Consider the following 18,858-nt stretch of genomic DNA (forward strand, 5'->3'; position numbering starts at 1 on the left):
AGGTCATCCCGATTCGCCCCGATTCGCATCGCCACGGCCATTTGGAGAGGCGCCGACTGAGTCGAATTTCCGATTCGGGGCGCCATGCCCTCCCGGCCGACAACGCTGCCAAGTACGGAACAGGAACGAAGCCGACGCTCGCGCGTTTGGCTTTCGGGCCCGTTCAGCTGCGCGCAGGCAAAGCCGTGCGATGAATCGACGGAAACCTTGCGATTCGCATGAGCCGCTTTTGCGGCCATCGATCAAGTTGCTGATTTAATTCATGAAATTCAATTCATGACGGAAATTGGGCACTCAAGGCTGAGTCAACAGGCATAATTTTTTTTATTTGGGGAGGAGCGTATTGCACCGCGACCAAACCCGTTTCTAAAAGGGTCCTCGGCCGTTGCGGAACCGGCCGGGGAACATCGACAGCAACGAAGAACCTGCTGCAAACATGCGTTTGCGGCGTGGGGATTTTTTACGTGTGGCGACGGTGCCTATCCGGTTGCGCGACAGCCCGTTCGGGGCGGCAGCCAACAAGGGGGGTTGGTCTAATGTCAGGTACTTCTGCAGGTCAGGGCGCTAACGGCGTGAGCAAGAAATCGAAGGCGGTAAAATTGGTGATGGAAGAGGATCAGGAAGCCGTGAATCTGGCGGCCGACTGGGCGGACATCAGCCAGGGCTTGCGCAAAGACCTCGGTCAACAGGCGCACAGCCAATGGATCAAGCCGATTCAGCCCGGCAACTACTGCAAGGAAACCGGTACGCTTGATCTCTATCTGCCCACCGAGTTCTCGGCGAACTGGGTGGCGGATCGTTTCGCGGACCGTCTCTCGCTGGCGTGGAAGATCGCCCGGCCCGACGTGCGCCATGTGCGCATCCTCGTGCATCCGGGCCGCCGCCAGCTTCCCGAACTGCGTCTGGGCGGCGGCGGCCGTCCGTCCAGCGCACCGGCCAACGATTCGGCGCAGGGCACGCCCGATCCGATCTCTGCCGCGCTGTCGGGCGATTCGTTCGCCGCGCTGGGCCAGGGCCCTGCCGGCATCGACGCGTCGCAGACGTTCGCCAGCTTCGTGACCGGCCAGTCGAACGTGCTGGCCTGCAATGCCGCGCAGCGCATGTCGGCCACCGAAACGCCGCAGTTCTCGCCGCTCTACCTCAAGGCCGCCACCGGCCAGGGCAAGACGCACCTGCTGCACGCGATCGGCCACGCCTATCTGCAACACCACCCGCATGCGCGGATCTTCTACTGCTCGGCAGAGCGCTTCATGGTCGAATTCGTCCAGGCGCTGCGCCAGAACCAGATGATCGAGTTCAAGTCGCGCCTGCGCGGGTTCGACCTGCTGCTGGTGGACGATATCCAGTTCATCATCGGCAAGGCATCGGCGCAGGAAGAACTGCTCTACACGATCGATGCGCTGCTGCAGGAAGGCAAGCGCCTGGTCTTCGCCGCCGACCGTGCGCCGCAGGCGCTCGACGGGGTCGAGCCGCGCCTGCTCTCGCGCCTGTCGATGGGCCTGGTCGCGGACATCCTGCCGGCGGACATCGAACTGCGCCGCTCGATCCTGGAAAACCGCCTTGGCCGCTTCGCCTCGGTGGACGTGCCTTCGGACGTGATCGAGTTCCTGGCCCGCACCATCAACCGCAACGTGCGTGAACTGGTTGGCGGCCTGAACAAGCTGATCGCCTATGCCCAGCTGACCGGCCAGGCCGTTTCGCTGCAACTGGCCGAAGAGCAGCTGACCGACATCCTGTCGGCCAACCGCCGCCGCATCACGATCGACGAGATCCAGCGCACGGTCTGCCAGTTCTACCGGATCGACCGGACCGAGATGAGCTCCAAGCGCCGCGCCCGCGCCGTCGTGCGTCCGCGCCAGGTGGCCATGTACCTTGCCAAGGTGCTGACGCCGCGCTCCTACCCGGAGATCGGTCGCAAGTTCGGCGGCCGCGATCACTCGACCGTAATCCACGCGGTTCGCCTGATCGAGGAACTGCGCACCCGCGATGCCGATATGGACGGCGACGTGCGCTCGCTGCTGCGCCAGCTCGAATCCTGAGCCGGCCCGATTCGTGACGTCTCCCGGGGGGCTGCCCCGGGAACCGATCGCGCATTCCATACGTTTTGCCCTCAGGGTCGCACCTGATCGCGCGCGAGAACTTCGGTTCTCGCGCGCGACATCGTTTGGGCTTGTCGCGCCCTTCCCGCTTTGCGCCCCGCATGGTCGCCGGCAAGTGGATCGAGCGAGGGGTTTCCGGCCGTAATCCTTGTTTTTCCGGCGGAAATCGCGCCGAAGCCGATCGCGCCAACGGCGCCCTTCGGCTTTGAATGGGGCGGCAATTGCACGTCCCTAAAACGCCGATATATCCGTCTATTTTTCCGTATACCCAAAGTAACCACTCGGTTCTTTACGAAAAAGTACTTGTAATCATCAGCCAATACTGATGACTTGCGCTTACCCCCCGCCGACCATGAGTGCCGATTCCGCGACGAATGGTAAAATCTTAACCATTGGATAAGGGTCTACCCCTAGCCTGTCTCACGACCGGGAATTTCCCGATCGCACGAGAGGAGCATCCCCCCATGCGCTTCTACCGGGCCACGTCCTTCCTGTTTCCGCGCCGCTACGAATGGCGCATCCTGCTGGCGTGTACGGCCGCCGTTTTCCTGCCCTTGCTGGCACTCGTCGGCGTTCAGGCGATGAGCGGCAATTGGCAGCCGAACCTGCTGCTGGGCCTGCTGGCGGCATCGCTGATGGCGGCCCTGCTGGGCATTCTCGCGATACGGGCGCTGCTGGCGCCCCTGGTTCGGGCGACCGCCGCGCTTGGCGCCGTGCAGCGCGGCGAGAACGTCATGCCGCTGCCCCGCGGCGGTGACGATCTGGTCGGGCAACTGCTGCGCGGCATTGCCCTCGCCGCCAGCGAGAGCGCCCTGCGCAACGGGCAGACCGCCGTTGCCGCCGACCGCGATGCGCTGACCGGGCTGCACAGCCGCCACGCCTTCCTCGACACTTCGGAAAAGGTCCTCTCGGGCGAGAGCAATTCGGTGATCGCCCTGATCGATATCGACCACTTCCAATCGATCAACGACCGGTTCGGCCGTGCCGCCGGCGATGCCCTGCTGCGCGCGGTGGGCCACAGGCTGGAACGCGGTATCCGCCGCAGCGATCTGGCCGCCCGCTGGAGCGGGGAAGCCTTCGTGGTGCTGCTGCCCGACACCCAGTTGGACGAGGCCCGGCTGGTGCTGGAACGCCTGCGCGCCAGCATCGCGCTCGATCCGATGCTGGGGCCCGAGAGCACCGGCAATGCCTGGCCGGTGACGTTTTCCTGCGGGCTGGCGCCGGTGCGCGCCTTCTCGCAACTGGGTGAGGCCACGCATCGGGCCCACGCCGCCTTGAATGCCGCCAAGAATGGCGGTCGCAATCGGGTGCGGATTGCCGGCAACGGCTGATCTGCCCCTCCCTCCTGATGCGGGGACGTCCATCCATACCCCCCCCCCGACTGGACGTCCCCGCATCTTCGTTTTGCACTTTGCCCGATACCACCCGATGCTGTAGGCGCGGAGGCATGACGCTTCCCGCCACTTACGGGCAGGCCGCGCTGCGCGGCATTCGCTGCCATTGCCCGCGCTGCGGCGAGGGCCGGCTGTTCCGCAAGTGGCTGAAGCCGCTGGAACGCTGCACCGCCTGCATGCTGGACCTGACGCCGCAACGCGCGGACGACTTTCCCGCCTATATCGCCATGCTGGTCACCGGGCACCTGATGGCGCCGGTCATCATCATGCTGTCCAAGGATTTCGGGATGGGGCCGCTGGGCATGTTCCTGATCGTGGTGCCGCTGGCACTCGTGATGATGCTGGGCATGCTGCAGCCCGCCAAGGGCGGCGTGATCGCCACCCAGTGGTGGTTCGGCATGCACGGCTTCGTGAAGGAACGCCTGCCCTCCGGCACCGGCGAAGCGGGCCGCGAATGATGCTGAATCCCGATCGCCTGGCGCGATTCGCGCGGCATATCGTGCTTCCGGAAGTGGGTGGGGCCGGTCAGGTCGCGCTGGCCGATGCCCATGTGGTGCTGGTCGGCTGCGGCGGAATCGGCAGCCCTGCGCTCCAGTATCTCGCCGCAGCCGGGATAGGACGCCTGACGCTGATCGATGACGACACGGTGGACGTCAGCAATCTGCAACGCCAAACGATTTATACGCCATCGGATATCGGCAAGCCTAAAGCGGAAGCGGCAGCCGAATGGGTGCGGCGCTTTGATTTTGGCCTTGAGATCCTGCCGCACGTTACGCGTCTCGGGGGTGACAACGTGGCAGAGATTCTCTCCGGCGCGAGCGTGGTACTGGACGGGTGTGACAACTTCGCGACTCGGCTGCTGGTGTCAGATTGCTGTGTAGAACTCGGCATTCCTCTGACGAGTGCGGCAGTTGGCCGCTTCCAGGGGCAAGTCGGCAACTTCGCCGGGCACCTGCCAGGCCATGCCTGCTACCGCTGTTTCGTGGGCGATGCCTTCGATGCGCAGGACTGCGATACTTGCGCTGCCGATGGTGTGCTGGGCGCGATGGTCGGCATGGTCGGCACCTTTGCCGCCATGCATGCGATGCGCGTGCTGCTAGACGGCAAGGCGGCGCTGGGCGTGCCGCAATATGGCACGATCCACCTGATCGACGGTATGGCCCCTTCGATGCGACCGCTCAGGATCGCCAAGGACCCCGGCTGTCGCGCCTGCGGCGTAGAAGTTACGGCTCAGGCCGATCTGCCATCGTAGTGATAGACGCGCAGGCCTGCCAGCAGGTCGGGCGCGAACAGGCGCATGTTCACGCCCATCCGGTCGCTCGCCGGATCCACCGGGCTCCAGTGCGTGGTGCACCCGCAGTGCGGGCAGTGCCAGAAGGTCAGCACCCGGTCGCCGGTCTGGTAGCCGACGAGTTCGCCTGCGATCCGCAGTTTCGACGGGCTGTGATAGGACCACAGCGTCCCCAGCCGATGACAGACCGAGCAGTTGCAATCGCAGACCTCGTGCGGCTCGTCTGCCAGTTCCAGCGTGACCGCGCCGCAGTGGCAGCTTCCCCGATGCACCGTCATGCGCCCAGCACCTCTTCCACCCATGCCGTGACCAGTTCGGTGGCCGGGCCATGGCGCGCTTCGTCGAACCACGATGTCCCTTGCGAGGGCTCCAGGTTCAGTTCCAGCGTTTCCGCCCCGAACTCGCGCGCGTTCCGCACGAAACCGGCAGCCGGATAGACCGCGCCCGAGGTGCCGATGGAGACGAACAGGTCGGCCTGTTCCAGCGCCTCGAAAATTGCGTCCATGCGGTAGGGCATCTCCCCGAACCAGACGATGTCCGGCCGCAGCGCCGCCTCTCCGCATTCGGGGCAGGCCGGGCGGTCCAGCAGCGGCCCGGTCCACGGCACGCGCGCGTCGCAGGCGGTGCACCAGGCGTTGAGATGTTCGCCATGCATATGAAGCACGCGTTTGGCCCCGGCCCGCTCGTGCAGGTCATCGACGTTCTGGGTGACGATCAGCAGATCGCCTTCCCACTCGCGGTCCAGCCTGGCCAGCGCGCGGTGGGCGGCGTTGGGCTCCTTGGTCTGGATCGCTTCCCGTCGCATGTCGTAGAAGCGCAGCACCAGATCGGGATCGCGGGCGAATGCCTCCGGCGTCGCCACGTCCTCCACCCGGTGCTGCTCCCACAGGCCGCCTCCATCACGAAAGGTATCGATGCCGCTTTCGGCGCTTACGCCCGCGCCGGTGAGGATGACGATGTTGCGGATGTCCTTCATCCCGGCCATGAGACCAGCCTTCAACGGAGACGGCAAGTGGCACGAATCGGAATTATCGGCAGCGAAGGACGCATGGGTCACGCGATCGCACAGGCCATTGCGGCTGCGGGCGAGGAACTTGCCGGCGGCGTGGACCGCGATGGCGACATCGGCGGGCTGGCCGCGCATTCCGATGTGCTGATCGATTTCTCCAGCCCCACGGCGCTGGAGGCCAACCTCGATGCGGCGGTGGATGCGGGCATTCCCATCGTGGTCGGCACCACCGGGCTTGAGGAACGCCACCACTGGCTGATCGACGCGGCCGCGCAGCACATTCCCGTGCTGCAGACCGGCAACACCTCGCTGGGCGTCACCCTGCTGGCCCACCTCGTGCGCGAAGCCGCCGCCAAGCTGGGCGAGGACTGGGATATCGAGATCGTCGAGACGCACCACCGCATGAAGGTGGATGCGCCCTCCGGCACCGCGCTGCTGCTGGGCGAAGCCGCCGCCAAGGGCCGCGAGATCAGCCTGTCGAACGCCGCCGTCCGCGCGCGTGACGGCATCACCGGCAAGCGCGAAGCCGGCACCATCGGCTTCGCAGCGCTGCGCGGCGGCACCGTGGCGGGCGACCACACCGTGCATTTCCTGGGCGACAACGAGCGCCTTTCGTTCTCCCACCTTGCCGAAAACCGCACGATCTTCGCCAAGGGGGCGGTCAAGGCGGCGCAGTGGCTGAAGGACAAGCACGCCGGCCGCTACACCATGCCGCAGGTGCTGGACCTTTGAACAAGGCCGAAATCTTCGAATTCTTCCGCCGCCTGGCAGAGCTTAATCCCTCGCCCGAGACGGAGCTGGAATTCGGCAACAACTATCAGCTCCTAGTCGCGGTGGTGCTGTCCGCACAGTCGACCGACGTCGGCGTCAACAAGGCCACGCGGGCACTGTTTCGTGAGGTGAAGACGCCTGCGCAGATGGTCGCGCTGGGCGAAGAGGGGCTGAAGGAACACATCAAGACGATCGGCCTGTTCAATTCCAAGGCCAAGAACGTCATCGCCCTCTCCGAAATCCTGGTCGAACGTTACGACGGGGAAGTGCCGGAAGACCGCGACGCGCTGGTCGAACTTCCCGGCGTCGGCCGCAAGACCGCGAACGTCGTGATGAACTGCGCCTTCGGGGCGGAGACCTTCGCGGTGGACACGCATATCTTCCGCGTCGGCAACCGCACCGGCATCGCCAAGGGCAAGACCCCGCTGGCGGTGGAGAAGCAGCTGGAAAAGCGGGTGCCGCAGCCGTTCCGGGTGGGATCGCACCACTGGATGATCCTGCACGGCCGCTACATCTGCAAGGCGCGCACGCCGGAGTGCTGGCGCTGCCCGGTCGTTGACTTGTGCGACTACAAGGACAAGGTTCTGCAGAAGGGAGCCGCGCGCAAGGCTGCCTGATCAGGAGGATGTCCAATGCTCCGTCGTCACATCGCACTCGCTATCGCACCGCTCGCCCTCACCGCCTGTAGCGATCAGGAGGCCAAGCCGCCGCCGCCGGTCAGCCCCGCCGCCGAAGCGATCGGCCCCGCGCAAGACTGCCTGCCGCTTTCCCAGTTCTCCAACACACGCATTCGCGACGACTGGACCATCGATTTCATGAGCGGCACCGGCAATCGCGTCTGGCGCGTGACGCTGCCCAATCGCTGTTCCGGCCTGCGGTCGGCGGACAGCTTCACGTACGGCACATCGCTCTCGCAGCTGTGCCGGCAGGATATCATCTATCCGCTGATGCGCGTGGGCAGTGGCTTCCAGCGTGGCGGCGGCTGCGGACTGGCGCCGTTCGTGCCGGTGAAGCTGGCGCAGTAGGCACGTCCTCCCCGGTTCGGGGAGGTGGCGGCGCGAAGCGCTGACGGAGGGGATTCGCGGCCTGACGCAAGCTGGCGCCGTAACGAGACTCCCCTCCACCACCCTGCGGGCGGTCCCCCTCCCCTTGCAGGGGAGGAGTTTCCAACCTCAGCTTTCGTACTGCTCGGGATCGATGTTGAGCCCGCGGCGGCCTTCCGACGACGAATGCGCGGGCGCCTTGGGCATCTGCTCGTCCGGATCGACCAGTGGCTGCAGCATGCCCTCGCTGCGGGTGATCACCGCCGTCGCCACCGCGTTGCCGACCACGTTGGTGGCGGAGCGGCCCATGTCGAGGAAGGTATCGACACCCAGCAGCAGCGCGATGCCTTCGACCGGCAGACCGAACTGCGAGAGAGTCGCCGCGATCACCACGAGGCTGGCGCGCGGCACGCCGGCGATACCCTTCGAACTGACCATCAAGGTCAGCAGCATCAAGATCTGCGTGCCGATCGGCACGTGGATGCCATAGGCCTGCGCGATGAAGATCGACGCAAAGCTCATGTAGATCATCGAGCCGTCGAGGTTGAAGCTGTAGCCCAGCGGCAGGATGAAGCCCGAGATGCGGCGCGGCACGCCGAAGCGGTCCAGCTGTTCGAACAGCTTGGGCAGGCTCGCTTCCGACGATGCGGTCGAGAACGAGAGCAGCAGCGGCTCGCGGATATAGCGGAACAGGGTGACGATCCGCCCGCGCAGGAACACGCCGCCGATCAGGAACAGCAGCAACCACAACAGCAGCATCGCGAAGTAGAACTCGCTGACAAGCACGCCGTAGGTGACGATGATGCCAAGGCCCTGCTTGGCGATCACGCTCGCCAGCGCGCCGAACACCGCGAACGGCGCGAAGCGCATCACGTAATCGGTGACCTGCAGCATCAGTTCGGACAGGGCCTCGCTCACCTTGACGATGATCGCGCCCTTCTCGCCGATGGCGGTCAGGCCGACGCCGACGAAGACCGAGAAGACGAGGATCTGCAGGATGTTGTTTTGCGCCATCGCATCGACGGCGCTGCTCGGGAAGATTTCCAGAATGAAGTGACGCAACGTCAGTTCACCCATTTCCAGCTTGCCGAGGTCCGATCCGGTGGTGAGGCCCGCGCCGACGCCCGGCTTGAACAGGTTGACCAGCACCAGGCCAAGGCCCAGCGAGATCAGGCTGGCCGAGATGAACCAGCCCAGCGCCTTGCCACCGATGCGGCCCAGCGCCGCACTGTCCCCCATGCCCGAGATGCCGGTGACGATCGTCGCGAAGACCAGCGGCGCGATGATCATCTTGATCAGCTTCAGGAAAACGTCAGGCAGCAGCTTGAAGTAATCGGCCCACTGCGCAAGGCGCGGATCGTCCGCCGGGATGGTCGCATGCAGCAGCCAGCCCATGGCGATGCCCAGCATCATGCCGATAATGATATAAAGCGTCAGCCGCCGGCCCATTCCCACCTCGCAATAAAATTGCTGGCGAGACTAACAGCGTGACCCGCCCGGTCAACGCCGGGCACGCCCTTATTCTTGACGTTGTCCGCGAAAATCAGGCGAATCAGGGCCGATGACAAGGCCGCCACAGACGGATTCTGGCGGCACCGGCCCTCTTCCGCGTCAAACCGCCAGCGCCGCTTCCGTCACCCGGCGATAGATGCGCACCAGCGCTTCCAGATCGTCCACTGCCACCGCCTCGTCCCGCTTGTGCATCGTTGCGTTGCACAGGCCAAACTCGATCACCGGCGACAGGTCCTTCAGGAAGCGCGCATCGGAGGTGCCGCCGCTGGTCGAAAGCTCCGGTTCCACCCCGGTTTCGGCGCGGATGGCGTCGGCCAGCAGGGTGGAGAAATTGCCGGGCTCGGTCAGGAACGCCTCCCCGGAAACGACCGGGCGGGCGGTGCCGCCGTGGCGCGCGGCAATCGCGCTGACGCGCTGCGACAGGCTCTCGCCCGTGTGCAGGTCGTTGAAGCGGATCGAGATGCGCGCCGATGCCTTGGCGGGGATCACATTGGTGGCAGGATTGCCGACGGTCAGGTCGGTCACTTCCAGATTGCTGGCCTGGAACCAGTCCGTCCCCTCGTCCAGCACGATGGCGTCCAGTTCGGCCAGCATGGCGACCAGCTTGGTGATCGGGTTGTCGGCCAGATGCGGATAGGCGACGTGGCCCTGCACGCCCTCGACCTCCAGCCAGATGTTCACCGATCCGCGCCGGCCGATCTTCATCATGTCCCCCAGTCGGCTGACCGAGGTAGGCTCACCCACCAGGCAGAGGTCCGGGATCGCGCCCACGGTGCGCATGTGATCGATCAGCGCGAGGGTGCCGTAACGGGCCGGGCCTTCCTCGTCCCCGGTGATGACGAAGCTGATCGAGCCCGCCTCGGCCGGGATTTGCGCGACGGCGGCGACCATCGCCGCGATCGAACCCTTCATGTCCACCGCGCCGCGCCCATAGAGCAGATCGCCCCCCGGAGCCTTGCGAATCTCGGGCGCGAAGGCCCCGCTCGACCACCCCTCACCCGGCGGCACCACGTCCAGGTGGCCGGCGAAGGCGAAGTGGCGCGATCCTTCCGGCCCCTTGCGGATCGCGAACAGGTTCTCGACCGGGCCGTCCGGCGCTTCGCCCGAAATCGCGCGGTGCACATCGAAGCCCAGCGGCGCCAGCTGCGCCTCCAGGCAATCGAACACCATGCCGGTGGCAGGCGTGACGCTGGGGCAGGCGATCAGGGCTTCGGCGAGCGTGACGACATTCGCGGTGGTCTGGGCGGCTTCGGTCATGCTGCGGGCCATTGCACAGGTCGGCACGCAAGACCATAGCCTCGGCATCGGCCAGCGCGGGAGCACCTATGCCCAAGATCGATATTGACGCCATCACCCCGTCCAACCGCACGGGCTACCCGGCCCCGTTCGACCAGCCGGTGGCCGGCCGCTGGTATCGCCGGCTGGCGCCTGCGAGCGGCTTGACCGAGATCGGGGCCAGCCATGTCACGCTGAAGCCCGGCGCCTGGTCCAGCCAGCGCCACTGGCACGACGATGAGGACGAGATGCTGGTGATGCTCTCGGGAGAGGCTGTGCTGGTGGAGGATGAGGGCCGCACCGTGCTCCGTGCCGGAGACATCTGCGCCTGGCCCAAGGGCGTGGCGAATGGCCATCACCTGATCAACGAGAGCGACGCCGACTGCGTGTTCGTCGCCATCGGCGCGGGCAATCAGGACGGATCGGGCGCCTATTCGGACATCGACATGAAGTTCGATGGCCCCGGCTATTTTCACAAGGACGGTACGCCCTATCCCACGGGCAGGCTGCGGTAGGGCGTTTCCCAGCGCCAAAGCCAGCAACACATCATCCCGTCATCCCCGCGCAGGCGGGGATCCCGCTTGTTCTTCCTTGCTCAGCGCTACGGCTCCAGAAAGCGGGGCCCCCGCCTTCGCGGGGGCGACGAGTACTATTAAAGCCGGAGTTGAGCGCGATCTCAGCCCAGCGCCTCATCCAGCATCTTGGCCAGACGCAGACCGGCCTGCTCGATGCGCTGGTCGACGATCGGGATCGCCGCTTCGATCGCGGCTTCGTTCCAGGTCGCCTTGGCGTCCTTCACATCGCAGGGCAGCTTGCCGCCGTAAGCCGCCGGATAGATCACGTCGCGGCTGATCTCCCACGATTCGCGGGCCCAATCCTCGGTCTTGCCGGTGGCGAGGCGGGCCTTCTCCTCGGCCGAATAGCGGCGCACCAGCGGCGGATTGGCCGAACTGACCGCGCGTTCGGCCAGCAGACCGTCCCACACCGAATGGAGATTGAAACCGGGAACGTCGCCGTAGCCGCTGTCCACCTTGTTGCCGCCCTGGTCGGCATTCTCACCCACATGGAGCGGCTGGTGCACGTCGCCCACGAAGTGCGTGACCAGGATCAGCGCCTCAAGCCGCATCGCCGGGGCCAGCTTGCGGTCCGCCAGCAGACGGGCGTTGCGGTCGATCTGTGCGGTGACGCAGTTGCCATCGCGGCAGTCGTTCTTGAGGTCGAACGTGCCGCAGACCGGCTGGTCGTGATAGTGCCACGACGACATGAAGGCGAAGCGCCAGCGCTCATCCTTGTTCTTGATGCAGTCCGGCCAGACGGCTGCATCCTCGAACGTCTTGGCGCTGCATTCGGGCGTATCGAGTTCGCCCTGATGGCGCAGCAGCGCGGCGATCTGCGCGCGGGTGGCGGGCTTCACGTTCTCCAGCGCGATGGCGGCGACGGTGCGGTGGCCCAGCGCGCCCCAGGCGAACGCGGGGGATGCGGCAAGCGAAACGGCAAGGCCGGCCATCGCGGCCAGCGTCATTACGATCTTCTTCATGGGGGAGGTCACTTAATCGGTGTTTCGTACTGTTCGATGACCCATTGCTCGGTCTGGGCGGCGTTTATCCATTGCTGCATCCACTCATGCTCCCACACCGCCTCCATATAGGCCTGTGCAAAGCCGGGAACGCCGATGCCGTACGTCAGGAAACGGCTGACTACCGGGGCGTAGAACACGTCCGCCGCGCTGAAGGTGCCGAACAGGAATGGCCCCCCGCGCCCGAACCGCGCGCGCGCTTCGGCCCAGAGGGTGAGGATGCGCACGATATCGGCGCGCACGTCATCGCCCAGCGTCGCGCCTTCGACGCGCATGCGGATGTTCATCGGGCAGGCGCGGCGCAGCGCGAAGTAGCTGGAATGCATTTCGGCAACCATCGACCGCGCCATGGCGCGGGCGTCGTCCGCCTTGGGCCAGAACCGATCGCGCCCCACCTTGTCGGCCAGGTATTCGACGATGGCCATGCTGTCCCACACGACCGCGTCGCCATCCCACAGGATCGGCACTTTGCCCTGACTGGGGGCGAGATCGTCCGACGTGCGCTGCACGTCCCATTCGTCGCCATAGAGCGGGACGGTGATCTCCTCGAAATGGAGGCCGGACTGCTTGCACGCCAGCCAGCCGCGAAGCGACCAGCTGGAGTAGTTCTTGTTGCCGATGATCAGCTTCACTTACGCGGATTCCCCATAGGTCCAAGTCCCAGGTCTAAACCCGGGGCCTATCGGTTCAGCCCCGACAAGTCGAGAATGAACAGCGAGTCTTTCGTTCGGCCTGACGGCCGAAAACGGCACCGGCCCACGCCCCCACCTGACTTCCCATCCAGGATACGCTGTTTGGGAGGTCGCCCCCTCAGCGAAAAGGTCCCCCGGACCTTTTCGTGTTCTTCGGGACGGGGCGTGGGCCGGTGCCGCTCAAAACGGGCGGATGCCCGTTTTGCCCGACCGTGAGGCCGGACGAAGGACTCTGCCGCAAACCATTCGCGGATGCGAATGGCGTACCCGTCAAAAGAGTCGCGTGATCTCGTAGAACAGTGCGCCGACAATCGCGCTGGCCGGGATCGTCACGAACCAGGCCACGATCACCCGGCTGGCCACCGACCAGCGCACCGCGCTGGCGCGGCGAGCGGCGCCGGTGCCGACGACGGAGCCGGTGATCGCATGGGTGGTCGAAACCGGAATGCCCATCGCACTCGCCCCGAACACCACGATCGCGCCTGCGGTGGAAGCGCAGAAGCCGGAATGATGGTTCAGCTTGGTCAGCTTCGAACCCATCGTCTTGATGATCTTCCACCCGCCGGACAGCGTGCCGATGGAAATCGCCAGATAGCACGAAATCACCACCCATTCGGGCACGTGGAAGGCGCCCTGCATGTGGCCGGTGGAATAGAGCAGCACCGCGATCACGCCCATCGTCTTCTGCGCGTCGTTACCGCCGTGGCTGATCGAATAAGCGGCGGACGAGAACAAGTGCAGCGTCTTGAACACACTGTTGGACTGGCGCGGGGTGGTGCCCCGAAACAGCCAGGAGGTGACCAGCATCATCAGCATCGCGATCAGGAAGCCCAGCACCGGCGAGGCGACGATGGCGATCACCGTCTTCACCGTGCCGTCCGATTCGACGACGCCCGGCCCGGCCGCGGCAATGCCCGCGCCCAACAGGCCGCCGATCAGCGCGTGGCTGGACGAGGACGGAATGCCCTTGATCCAGGTCAGCACATTCCAGAACATCGCACCCACAAGCGCGCCGAACACCACGGCGGGCGTCACGGCATCCTTGTTGATGATGCCCTTGCCCACCGTCTCGGCGACGTGGAGGCCCATGATCCAGTAGGCGGCGAAGTTGCCGAAAGCGGCGAACAGCACTGCGACCACCGGCGACAGCAGGCGCGTGGCGACGACCGTGGCAATGGCGTTGGCCGCATCGTGCAAACCGTTCAGGAAGTCGAACGCGAGCGCGAGCGCGACGAGGCCGATCAGCAGCGGCAGGGCAAGCGTGTGATCCATGGGAAAGTGCGACCGTCAGGCGTGATCGATGACGAGACCGTCGATCTCGTTGGCGACGTCCTCGAAACGGTCGACCACGCGTTCAAGGCGCTTGAACATCTCCTGGCGGACGATGAAGTGCAGCGCGTCCTTCCCGGTGTCCTGCTTGAACACGCGCTTCAAACCACGCGCGTGGATCTCGTCCGCATGGCCTTCCATGCGCACCAGGCGCTCGGTCAGTTCATGCAGGCGGTGGCCGTTGTCGGCGATCTTGCGCAGCAGCGGCATGATTTCGGCGGTAAGACGCGCGGCGTCGACGATGATCGCCGCCATGTCGATCATCTCGGGCTCGAACTCGGCAACCTCGTAAAGGTTCACCGCGCCGGCCACCTGCTGCATCTCGTCGATGGCATCGTCCATCGTCGTGATCAGGCTGGTGATCGACGAACGATCGAACGGCGTCAGGAAGGTGCGGCGCACGGTCTGCAGCACTTCGCGGGTGATGTTGTCCGCGTCGTGCTCACGCTCCTCGATCTCGCGGATGTGCTGCGCGCGGCCCGAACCGCCCTGCGCCAGACGCGCCAAGGCGTCGGCACCGGCGACGAGCGTCGCGGCCTGCTGCTCGAACAGATCGAAGAAATTGCCCTGCTGCGGAAGCAGCTTCTGGAACCAGGCAAACATTGTATTGATCCCTGTCTTGTCGGCCATGCGGTCAGCCATCGCGCCGATCAGGCGCGCGGGGCTGGCCGCAGCGCGGAACTCGCGCGCACCGAAAGACCGGATCAGCGCGCGAAGATCCTCTTCGTCGACCGCCTTAGCGGCGTCGGCGAGAGAGAACCAGCGGCGTTCGCGCTGATGCTGTTCGTCCCATGAGTCAAGTTCTTCGGTGACGGCGAAGGGAAATACATCCACATCCGCCCAGACCGATGCGCCGGAAGCACGCTGCTTGCGATAGCGGTACGAACCCAGCGGGATCGGGCAAGCCGCGCCCAGCACGCCTGCTTCCTCCTCCGCCTCCGCCGCCGCGGCGGCGTGGGGCAGCAGGCCCTTCATCAGGCCACCCTTGGGGATGACCCAGCGGCGGGTGCTGCGGGAGGTGATCAGCAGGATCTGGATCGGTGCATCGACGGCGGGGCCGATGGTGCGATAGGGAAGAACGGCGATCTGGCGCATGGCGAGTCTCCTTTCTTCTCTGACGCGCGACCGCGTGCCCCTAGGCGAAGCGAGCCGGTCACGCAATCGTCACATACGAGGTTTTCCGATGTGTTCCGGCAAGGATCGGATTCGTGAGGCGCCATTACGCCAGACGAATGCGACGCTGTCGTGACGAGGCACGATGCGATGACATCGTAAGCGATTGCACCAGAACGGAAAGTGCCAGGGCACTTACGACCTCGACAACCTACACTGCCCCGCTCTCCACCTCGTCGCCCCCGCGAAGGCGGGGGCCCCGCTTCTTTTGGGTTCAAGCGGAAGCCATCAGAAGTCGCGCGAACGGCGAAGCCACAGTTTGGCGCCCGTCACTGGGCCGGGCTTGAATGAGCGTCCGCCTCTCCGCGCTTAGAAAAGCGGCATCCCCGCCTACGCGGGGACGACGGATATGGGACACGAGGGGTTAGGGTTGGAGCATCGAACCGGGTCGGCCGGGATTTGCCCGCCCGACCCGATCGAACTCAGATCAGCGAATCGGCCAGAACCGCCGCGCGCAGTTCGGCAATGCCAAGGCCCTTTTCCGACGAGGTGACGTGCACCTCGGGATAGGCGGCCGGATGCTTGCGCGCTTCGGCGATCGTTTCGGCGTGAACCTTTTCCAGTTCGGTCGCCTTGATCTTGTCGGCCTTGGTCAGGACGATGCGATAGCCGACGGCGGCCTCGTCCAGCATCTTCATCATGTCGGCGTCGACGGCCTTCACGCCGTGGCGCGAATCGACCAGCAGCAGCGTGCGCTTCAGTTGCACGCGGCCACGCAGATAGTCGCGCACCAGCCGGCGCCACTTCTCCACCACCGCCGGGGGGGCCTTGGCGAAGCCATAGCCCGGCATGTCGACCAGGCGGAACTGCAGCGGCTCACCCACGTCGAAGAAGTTCAGTTCCTGCGTGCGCCCCGGCGTGACCGAAGTGCGCGCGATCGCCTTGCGGCCGGTCAGCGCATTCAGCAGCGAGGACTTGCCGACGTTCGAACGTCCGCAGAAAGCGATCTCAGGCACATTGGAATCGGGCAGGAACTGGAGCGCAGGCGCGCTCTTCAGGAACGTCACCGGTCCCGAAAAGAGTTTCCGCGCCTGCTCGACGATATCGTCCTCAAGTTCCGGGTTCATCGATTCAAGCCTTCTTCTCGCGCTCGCGGGCACGCGCCTTGTCTTGCGCTTCCTTGTCCGCCTGCGCCTTCAACTGGGGGTGCATCACGTAGAGCAGCTTCTGCTGACCGATCGCGAGCAGGTTGGAGGTGATCCAGTAGACCAGCAGGCCGGATGCGAACGGTGCCATGATGAACATCATGAACCAGGGCATCAGGGCGAAGACCTGCTGTTGCGCCGGATCCATCTGCTGCGGGTTCAGCTTGAACTGCAGGTACATCGTGATGCCCAGCAGCAGCGCCAGCACGCCGATGCCAAGGAAGGCCGGGGGCGTGAACGGCAGCGTGCCGAACAGGTTCAGGATGTGCGCCGGATCGGGCGCCGAAAGATCCTTGATCCACAGCACGAACGGCTGGTGGCGCATTTCGATCGCCAGGTTCAGCACCTTGTACAGCGCGAAGAACACCGGGATCTGGAGGAACATGGGGAGGCAGCCGGCAAGCGGGTTCACCTTCTCCTCCTTGTACAGCTTCATGATTTCAAGCTGCTGCTTCTCCTTGTCGTCCTTGTAGCGTTCCTGGATCGCCTTCATCTTCGGCTGGATGGCGCGCATCGCGGCCATCGAGGCGAAGCCGCGCTGGGCAACCGGGAACATGATGCCGCGCACGATCGCGGTCAGCAGGATGATGGCGACGCCGAAGTTGCCGGTGATGGCGAACAGCTTCACCAGCAGCCAGAAGATCGGCTTTTCGAACCAGCGGAACCAGCCCCAATCGATGGCGAGGCCGAAGTTGGCGACGCCCGCCTTCTCATAGGCGTCGAGCACCGCGTGCTCCTTGGCGCCGGCGAACAGCATGGTCTGGCGGCTGAGTGTCTGGCCCGGCTGGACCACGCTCTGCTCATAGACGGCGTCGGCGCGGAACAGCTGGTTGCCCAGCGAGCGGAACGATCCGGTGGCCTTGCCGTTGGCGGCCGTGTTCACCGGGATCACCGCCGACATCCAGTAAACGTCGGTGAAGCCGATCCAGTCGACCTTGCCGGCCTGGTCCTGCGTGCCCGCGGTGACCAGATCGTCGTACTTGGGGCCGAACACCACCGAGTTGTCGAACGCGCCGATGCCGCCGGTGCGCAGCGTCCAGGCATAGGCGGCGGCAGTGCGGTTGGTGCGGTTCACGAAAGCGAAGGGCTGCACCGTGACCGGCGCCGTGCCCTTGTTGATCACCTGCTGATTGGCGGTGATCATGTAATTTTCATCGACCTTGAAGGTCAGCGCATAGGTCTGGCCCTGGCCGTTGTCCCAGGTGAGCGTGACGGGCGTGGCCGGCGTCAGCTTGGCGCCCGCAGGCGCGGTCCATACGGTATTCACGTTGGGTGCGGCATTGCCCTGGCCAACCCAGCCGAACTGCGCGAACTGCTGCGCCGGCGTGCCGGAGGGCGAGAACATGCGGACCGGGCCGGAGTTCTTCTCCACCGTCTCGCGATGGCGGTTGAGCACCAGATCGTCGAGCAGCGCACCGTTGAGGTTGATCGAGCCCGAGACGCCCGGTGCCTGGATCGGCACGCGGCCACCCTTGGTCAGCGCGGTCTTCAGGTCCTGCTGTTCCAGCGCGACGTCAGCCGCGTTCAGCAGGCCGCCTTCACGGGTGGGCTTGGCAGCCGAAGCGGCAGGCGCGGTGGTCTGCGCCACCGGCGCGGGCTTGTTGGCCTCCGGATAGAAGTGGCTGACGCCGGCTTGCCAACCGAATAGCAGGAGCGCGGTCAGCACGACCGCCAGAATGATGTTGCGCTGGTTATTCACGAAGGCTTTCCTGTCGTAATCCCGTCGAAGGCGATGGACCGCGCGACGGCGCGGCCAATGCCCCAATTCATGTCAGTCCGGCACCGGGTCGTAGCCGTGCCCACCCCAAGGCTGGCAGCGCAATAGACGCTTGAACGCCAGCCAGCCACCCTTAATCGCACCGTGCTTGCGCACCGCAATGATCGCATACTGCGAACACGACGGCGAATAGCGGCAGGACGGCGGCAGCACTTGCGAAGGGCCCAGCTGCCACGCCCGGGCGATGCCGATCAGCAGCAGGCCCGGAAGGCGCGCAAGCAAGGCGAACAGGCGCTTCACTTTCGCGGCTTGCCCTTGCGGCCGCGATGGTTGCGCGGCGGATCGCCCTTGCCAGCCTGGGCCCGGCCCAGCGCCACCACCAGTTCGTCGCGCAGCAGCGCGAAATCGCGCTCCACCCCGCCCTCGCGCCCGATCAGCACGTGATCGGTATCGGCCAGGCCGTGTTCGGGCAGCAGTTCGCGCAGCAGCGCGCGAAAGCGCCGCTTCATGCGGTTGCGCACCACCGCATTGCCGATCTTCTTGGTGACGGTGATGCCCGCGCGCTGCCCCTGCCCGTCGTTGGCCCTGGCCAGCAGCACGAATCCCGGCCGCGCCACGCGAAGGCCACCGTTGGCCGCAACGAAGTCGGCCCGGCGGGTCATCGTGGAATAGGCGGCGGTCATGTCAGCCGGCAGATAGGGAGCGAAGGCGCACGCGCCAACCTCTCAGGCACAAACGGGCTCGGCCCGTGCCGCCACCCGATCTCCCGACTCGCGAGGGATCGGATGGCGGCACGGGCCGGTGCCGCATCCAGCCGTGAGGCCGGAGGAGT

The 18,858-nt window shown here is 65.4% G+C and carries 20 protein-coding genes; 8 read left to right on the forward strand and 12 right to left on the reverse strand.

Annotation, left to right across the window (positions count from 1 at the left end; all coding sequences use genetic code 11):
* Nucleotides 1-605: 605 nt before the first annotated feature.
* The 4 genes from dnaA to WBP06_RS13720 all read left to right on the forward strand — a co-directional run bounded on the left by dnaA (nt 606) and on the right by WBP06_RS13720 (nt 4,745).
* Entirely contained in the window at nt 606-2,039 is a 1,434-nt protein-coding gene (gene dnaA, locus WBP06_RS13705; RefSeq protein ID WP_395334164.1) for a chromosomal replication initiator protein DnaA, read from the forward strand.
* A 524-nt stretch (nt 2,040-2,563) separates the two neighbouring features.
* Nucleotides 2,564-3,430, forward strand: a complete 867-nt coding sequence (locus WBP06_RS13710) for a GGDEF domain-containing protein (protein WP_395328754.1) — start codon at nt 2,564-2,566, stop codon at nt 3,428-3,430.
* Nucleotides 3,431-3,546: 116 nt separating this feature from the next.
* Nucleotides 3,547-3,951 carry a DUF983 domain-containing protein gene (locus WBP06_RS13715; RefSeq protein ID WP_395328757.1) on the forward strand — a complete coding sequence of 135 codons (405 nt, stop codon included), beginning with the start codon at nt 3,547-3,549 and terminating at the stop codon, nt 3,949-3,951.
* Complete coding sequence (locus WBP06_RS13720) at nt 3,948-4,745, forward strand: HesA/MoeB/ThiF family protein (protein WP_395328760.1); 798 nt, start codon at nt 3,948-3,950, stop codon at nt 4,743-4,745. Before WBP06_RS13715 ends, WBP06_RS13720 begins: the two co-directional genes overlap by 4 nt.
* Here the strand turns inward: WBP06_RS13720 and WBP06_RS13725 are convergent.
* Together WBP06_RS13725 and WBP06_RS13730 are read right to left on the reverse strand one after the other, a co-directional pair.
* On the reverse strand, nt 4,724-5,062 hold the full coding sequence (locus tag WBP06_RS13725; RefSeq protein WP_395328763.1) for a GFA family protein: 339 nt from the start codon (nt 5,060-5,062) through the stop codon (nt 4,724-4,726). The two genes, WBP06_RS13720 and WBP06_RS13725, sit on opposite strands and share 22 nt — an antisense overlap.
* Nucleotides 5,059-5,760 carry an NAD-dependent deacylase gene (locus WBP06_RS13730; protein WP_395334166.1) on the reverse strand — a complete coding sequence of 234 codons (702 nt, stop codon included), beginning with the start codon at nt 5,758-5,760 and terminating at the stop codon, nt 5,059-5,061. Before WBP06_RS13730 ends, WBP06_RS13725 begins: the two co-directional genes overlap by 4 nt.
* Nucleotides 5,761-5,796: 36 nt before the next feature.
* Between WBP06_RS13730 and dapB the strand changes: the two genes are divergently transcribed.
* The 3 genes from dapB to WBP06_RS13745 are packed head-to-tail and all read left to right on the forward strand — an operon-like array spanning nt 5,797 to nt 7,589.
* The gene (dapB, locus tag WBP06_RS13735; protein WP_395328766.1) at nt 5,797-6,525 is read left to right on the forward strand and encodes a 4-hydroxy-tetrahydrodipicolinate reductase; all 729 of its coding nucleotides are present in this window, start codon (nt 5,797-5,799) and stop codon (nt 6,523-6,525) included.
* Nucleotides 6,522-7,181, forward strand: coding sequence for an endonuclease III (gene nth / locus WBP06_RS13740; RefSeq protein WP_395328769.1), 660 nt, complete (start codon nt 6,522-6,524; stop codon nt 7,179-7,181). The genes dapB and nth overlap by 4 nt, the downstream gene beginning before the upstream one ends.
* A 15-nt stretch (nt 7,182-7,196) precedes the next feature.
* The gene (locus tag WBP06_RS13745; RefSeq protein WP_395328771.1) at nt 7,197-7,589 is read left to right on the forward strand and encodes a hypothetical protein; all 393 of its coding nucleotides are present in this window, start codon (nt 7,197-7,199) and stop codon (nt 7,587-7,589) included.
* 147 nt (nt 7,590-7,736) lie between these two features.
* Here the strand turns inward: WBP06_RS13745 and WBP06_RS13750 are convergent, their stop codons facing one another.
* Nucleotides 7,737-9,056, reverse strand: a complete 1,320-nt coding sequence (locus tag WBP06_RS13750; RefSeq protein ID WP_395328774.1) for a dicarboxylate/amino acid:cation symporter — start codon at nt 9,054-9,056, stop codon at nt 7,737-7,739.
* Between the two features lie 162 nt (nt 9,057-9,218).
* Nucleotides 9,219-10,376, reverse strand: coding sequence for a succinyl-diaminopimelate desuccinylase (gene dapE, locus WBP06_RS13755; protein WP_395328777.1), 1,158 nt, complete (start codon nt 10,374-10,376; stop codon nt 9,219-9,221).
* A gap of 68 nt (nt 10,377-10,444) precedes the next feature.
* Between dapE and WBP06_RS13760 the strand changes: the two genes are divergently transcribed.
* Nucleotides 10,445-10,909 carry a cupin domain-containing protein gene (locus WBP06_RS13760; protein WP_395328780.1) on the forward strand — a complete coding sequence of 155 codons (465 nt, stop codon included), beginning with the start codon at nt 10,445-10,447 and terminating at the stop codon, nt 10,907-10,909.
* A gap of 161 nt (nt 10,910-11,070) precedes the next feature.
* Here WBP06_RS13760 and WBP06_RS13765 read toward each other — a convergent pair whose 3' ends face one another.
* The 8 genes from WBP06_RS13765 to rnpA all read right to left on the reverse strand — a co-directional run bounded on the left by WBP06_RS13765 (nt 11,071) and on the right by rnpA (nt 18,709).
* Nucleotides 11,071-11,931, reverse strand: coding sequence for a S1/P1 nuclease (locus tag WBP06_RS13765; RefSeq protein WP_395328782.1), 861 nt, complete (start codon nt 11,929-11,931; stop codon nt 11,071-11,073).
* 8 nt (nt 11,932-11,939) lie between these two features.
* Nucleotides 11,940-12,602 (reverse strand): glutathione S-transferase family protein, encoded by a 663-nt coding sequence (locus WBP06_RS13770; RefSeq protein ID WP_395328784.1) that lies wholly within the window; start codon nt 12,600-12,602, stop codon nt 11,940-11,942.
* Nucleotides 12,603-12,932: 330 nt separating this feature from the next.
* Nucleotides 12,933-13,934, reverse strand: coding sequence for an anion permease (locus tag WBP06_RS13775; RefSeq protein WP_395328787.1), 1,002 nt, complete (start codon nt 13,932-13,934; stop codon nt 12,933-12,935).
* Between the two features lie 15 nt (nt 13,935-13,949).
* Nucleotides 13,950-15,086: a DUF47 family protein gene (locus WBP06_RS13780; protein ID WP_395328790.1), complete on the reverse strand. Its 1,137-nt coding sequence runs from the start codon at nt 15,084-15,086 to the stop codon at nt 13,950-13,952.
* 500 nt (nt 15,087-15,586) lie between these two features.
* Complete coding sequence (gene yihA / locus WBP06_RS13785) at nt 15,587-16,231, reverse strand: ribosome biogenesis GTP-binding protein YihA/YsxC (RefSeq protein WP_395328793.1); 645 nt, start codon at nt 16,229-16,231, stop codon at nt 15,587-15,589.
* Nucleotides 16,232-16,235: 4 nt separating this feature from the next.
* On the reverse strand, nt 16,236-18,008 hold the full coding sequence (yidC, locus tag WBP06_RS13790) for a membrane protein insertase YidC (RefSeq protein ID WP_395328796.1): 1,773 nt from the start codon (nt 18,006-18,008) through the stop codon (nt 16,236-16,238).
* Between the two features lie 72 nt (nt 18,009-18,080).
* Entirely contained in the window at nt 18,081-18,326 is a 246-nt protein-coding gene (gene yidD / locus WBP06_RS13795) for a membrane protein insertion efficiency factor YidD (RefSeq protein ID WP_395328799.1), read from the reverse strand.
* The gene (gene rnpA / locus WBP06_RS13800; RefSeq protein ID WP_395328802.1) at nt 18,323-18,709 is read right to left on the reverse strand and encodes a ribonuclease P protein component; all 387 of its coding nucleotides are present in this window, start codon (nt 18,707-18,709) and stop codon (nt 18,323-18,325) included. The genes yidD and rnpA overlap by 4 nt, the downstream gene beginning before the upstream one ends.
* Nucleotides 18,710-18,858 lie beyond the last annotated feature (149 nt).

Source organism: Novosphingobium mississippiense, from assembly GCF_044029535.1.
GTDB lineage: Bacteria > Pseudomonadota > Alphaproteobacteria > Sphingomonadales > Sphingomonadaceae > Novosphingobium.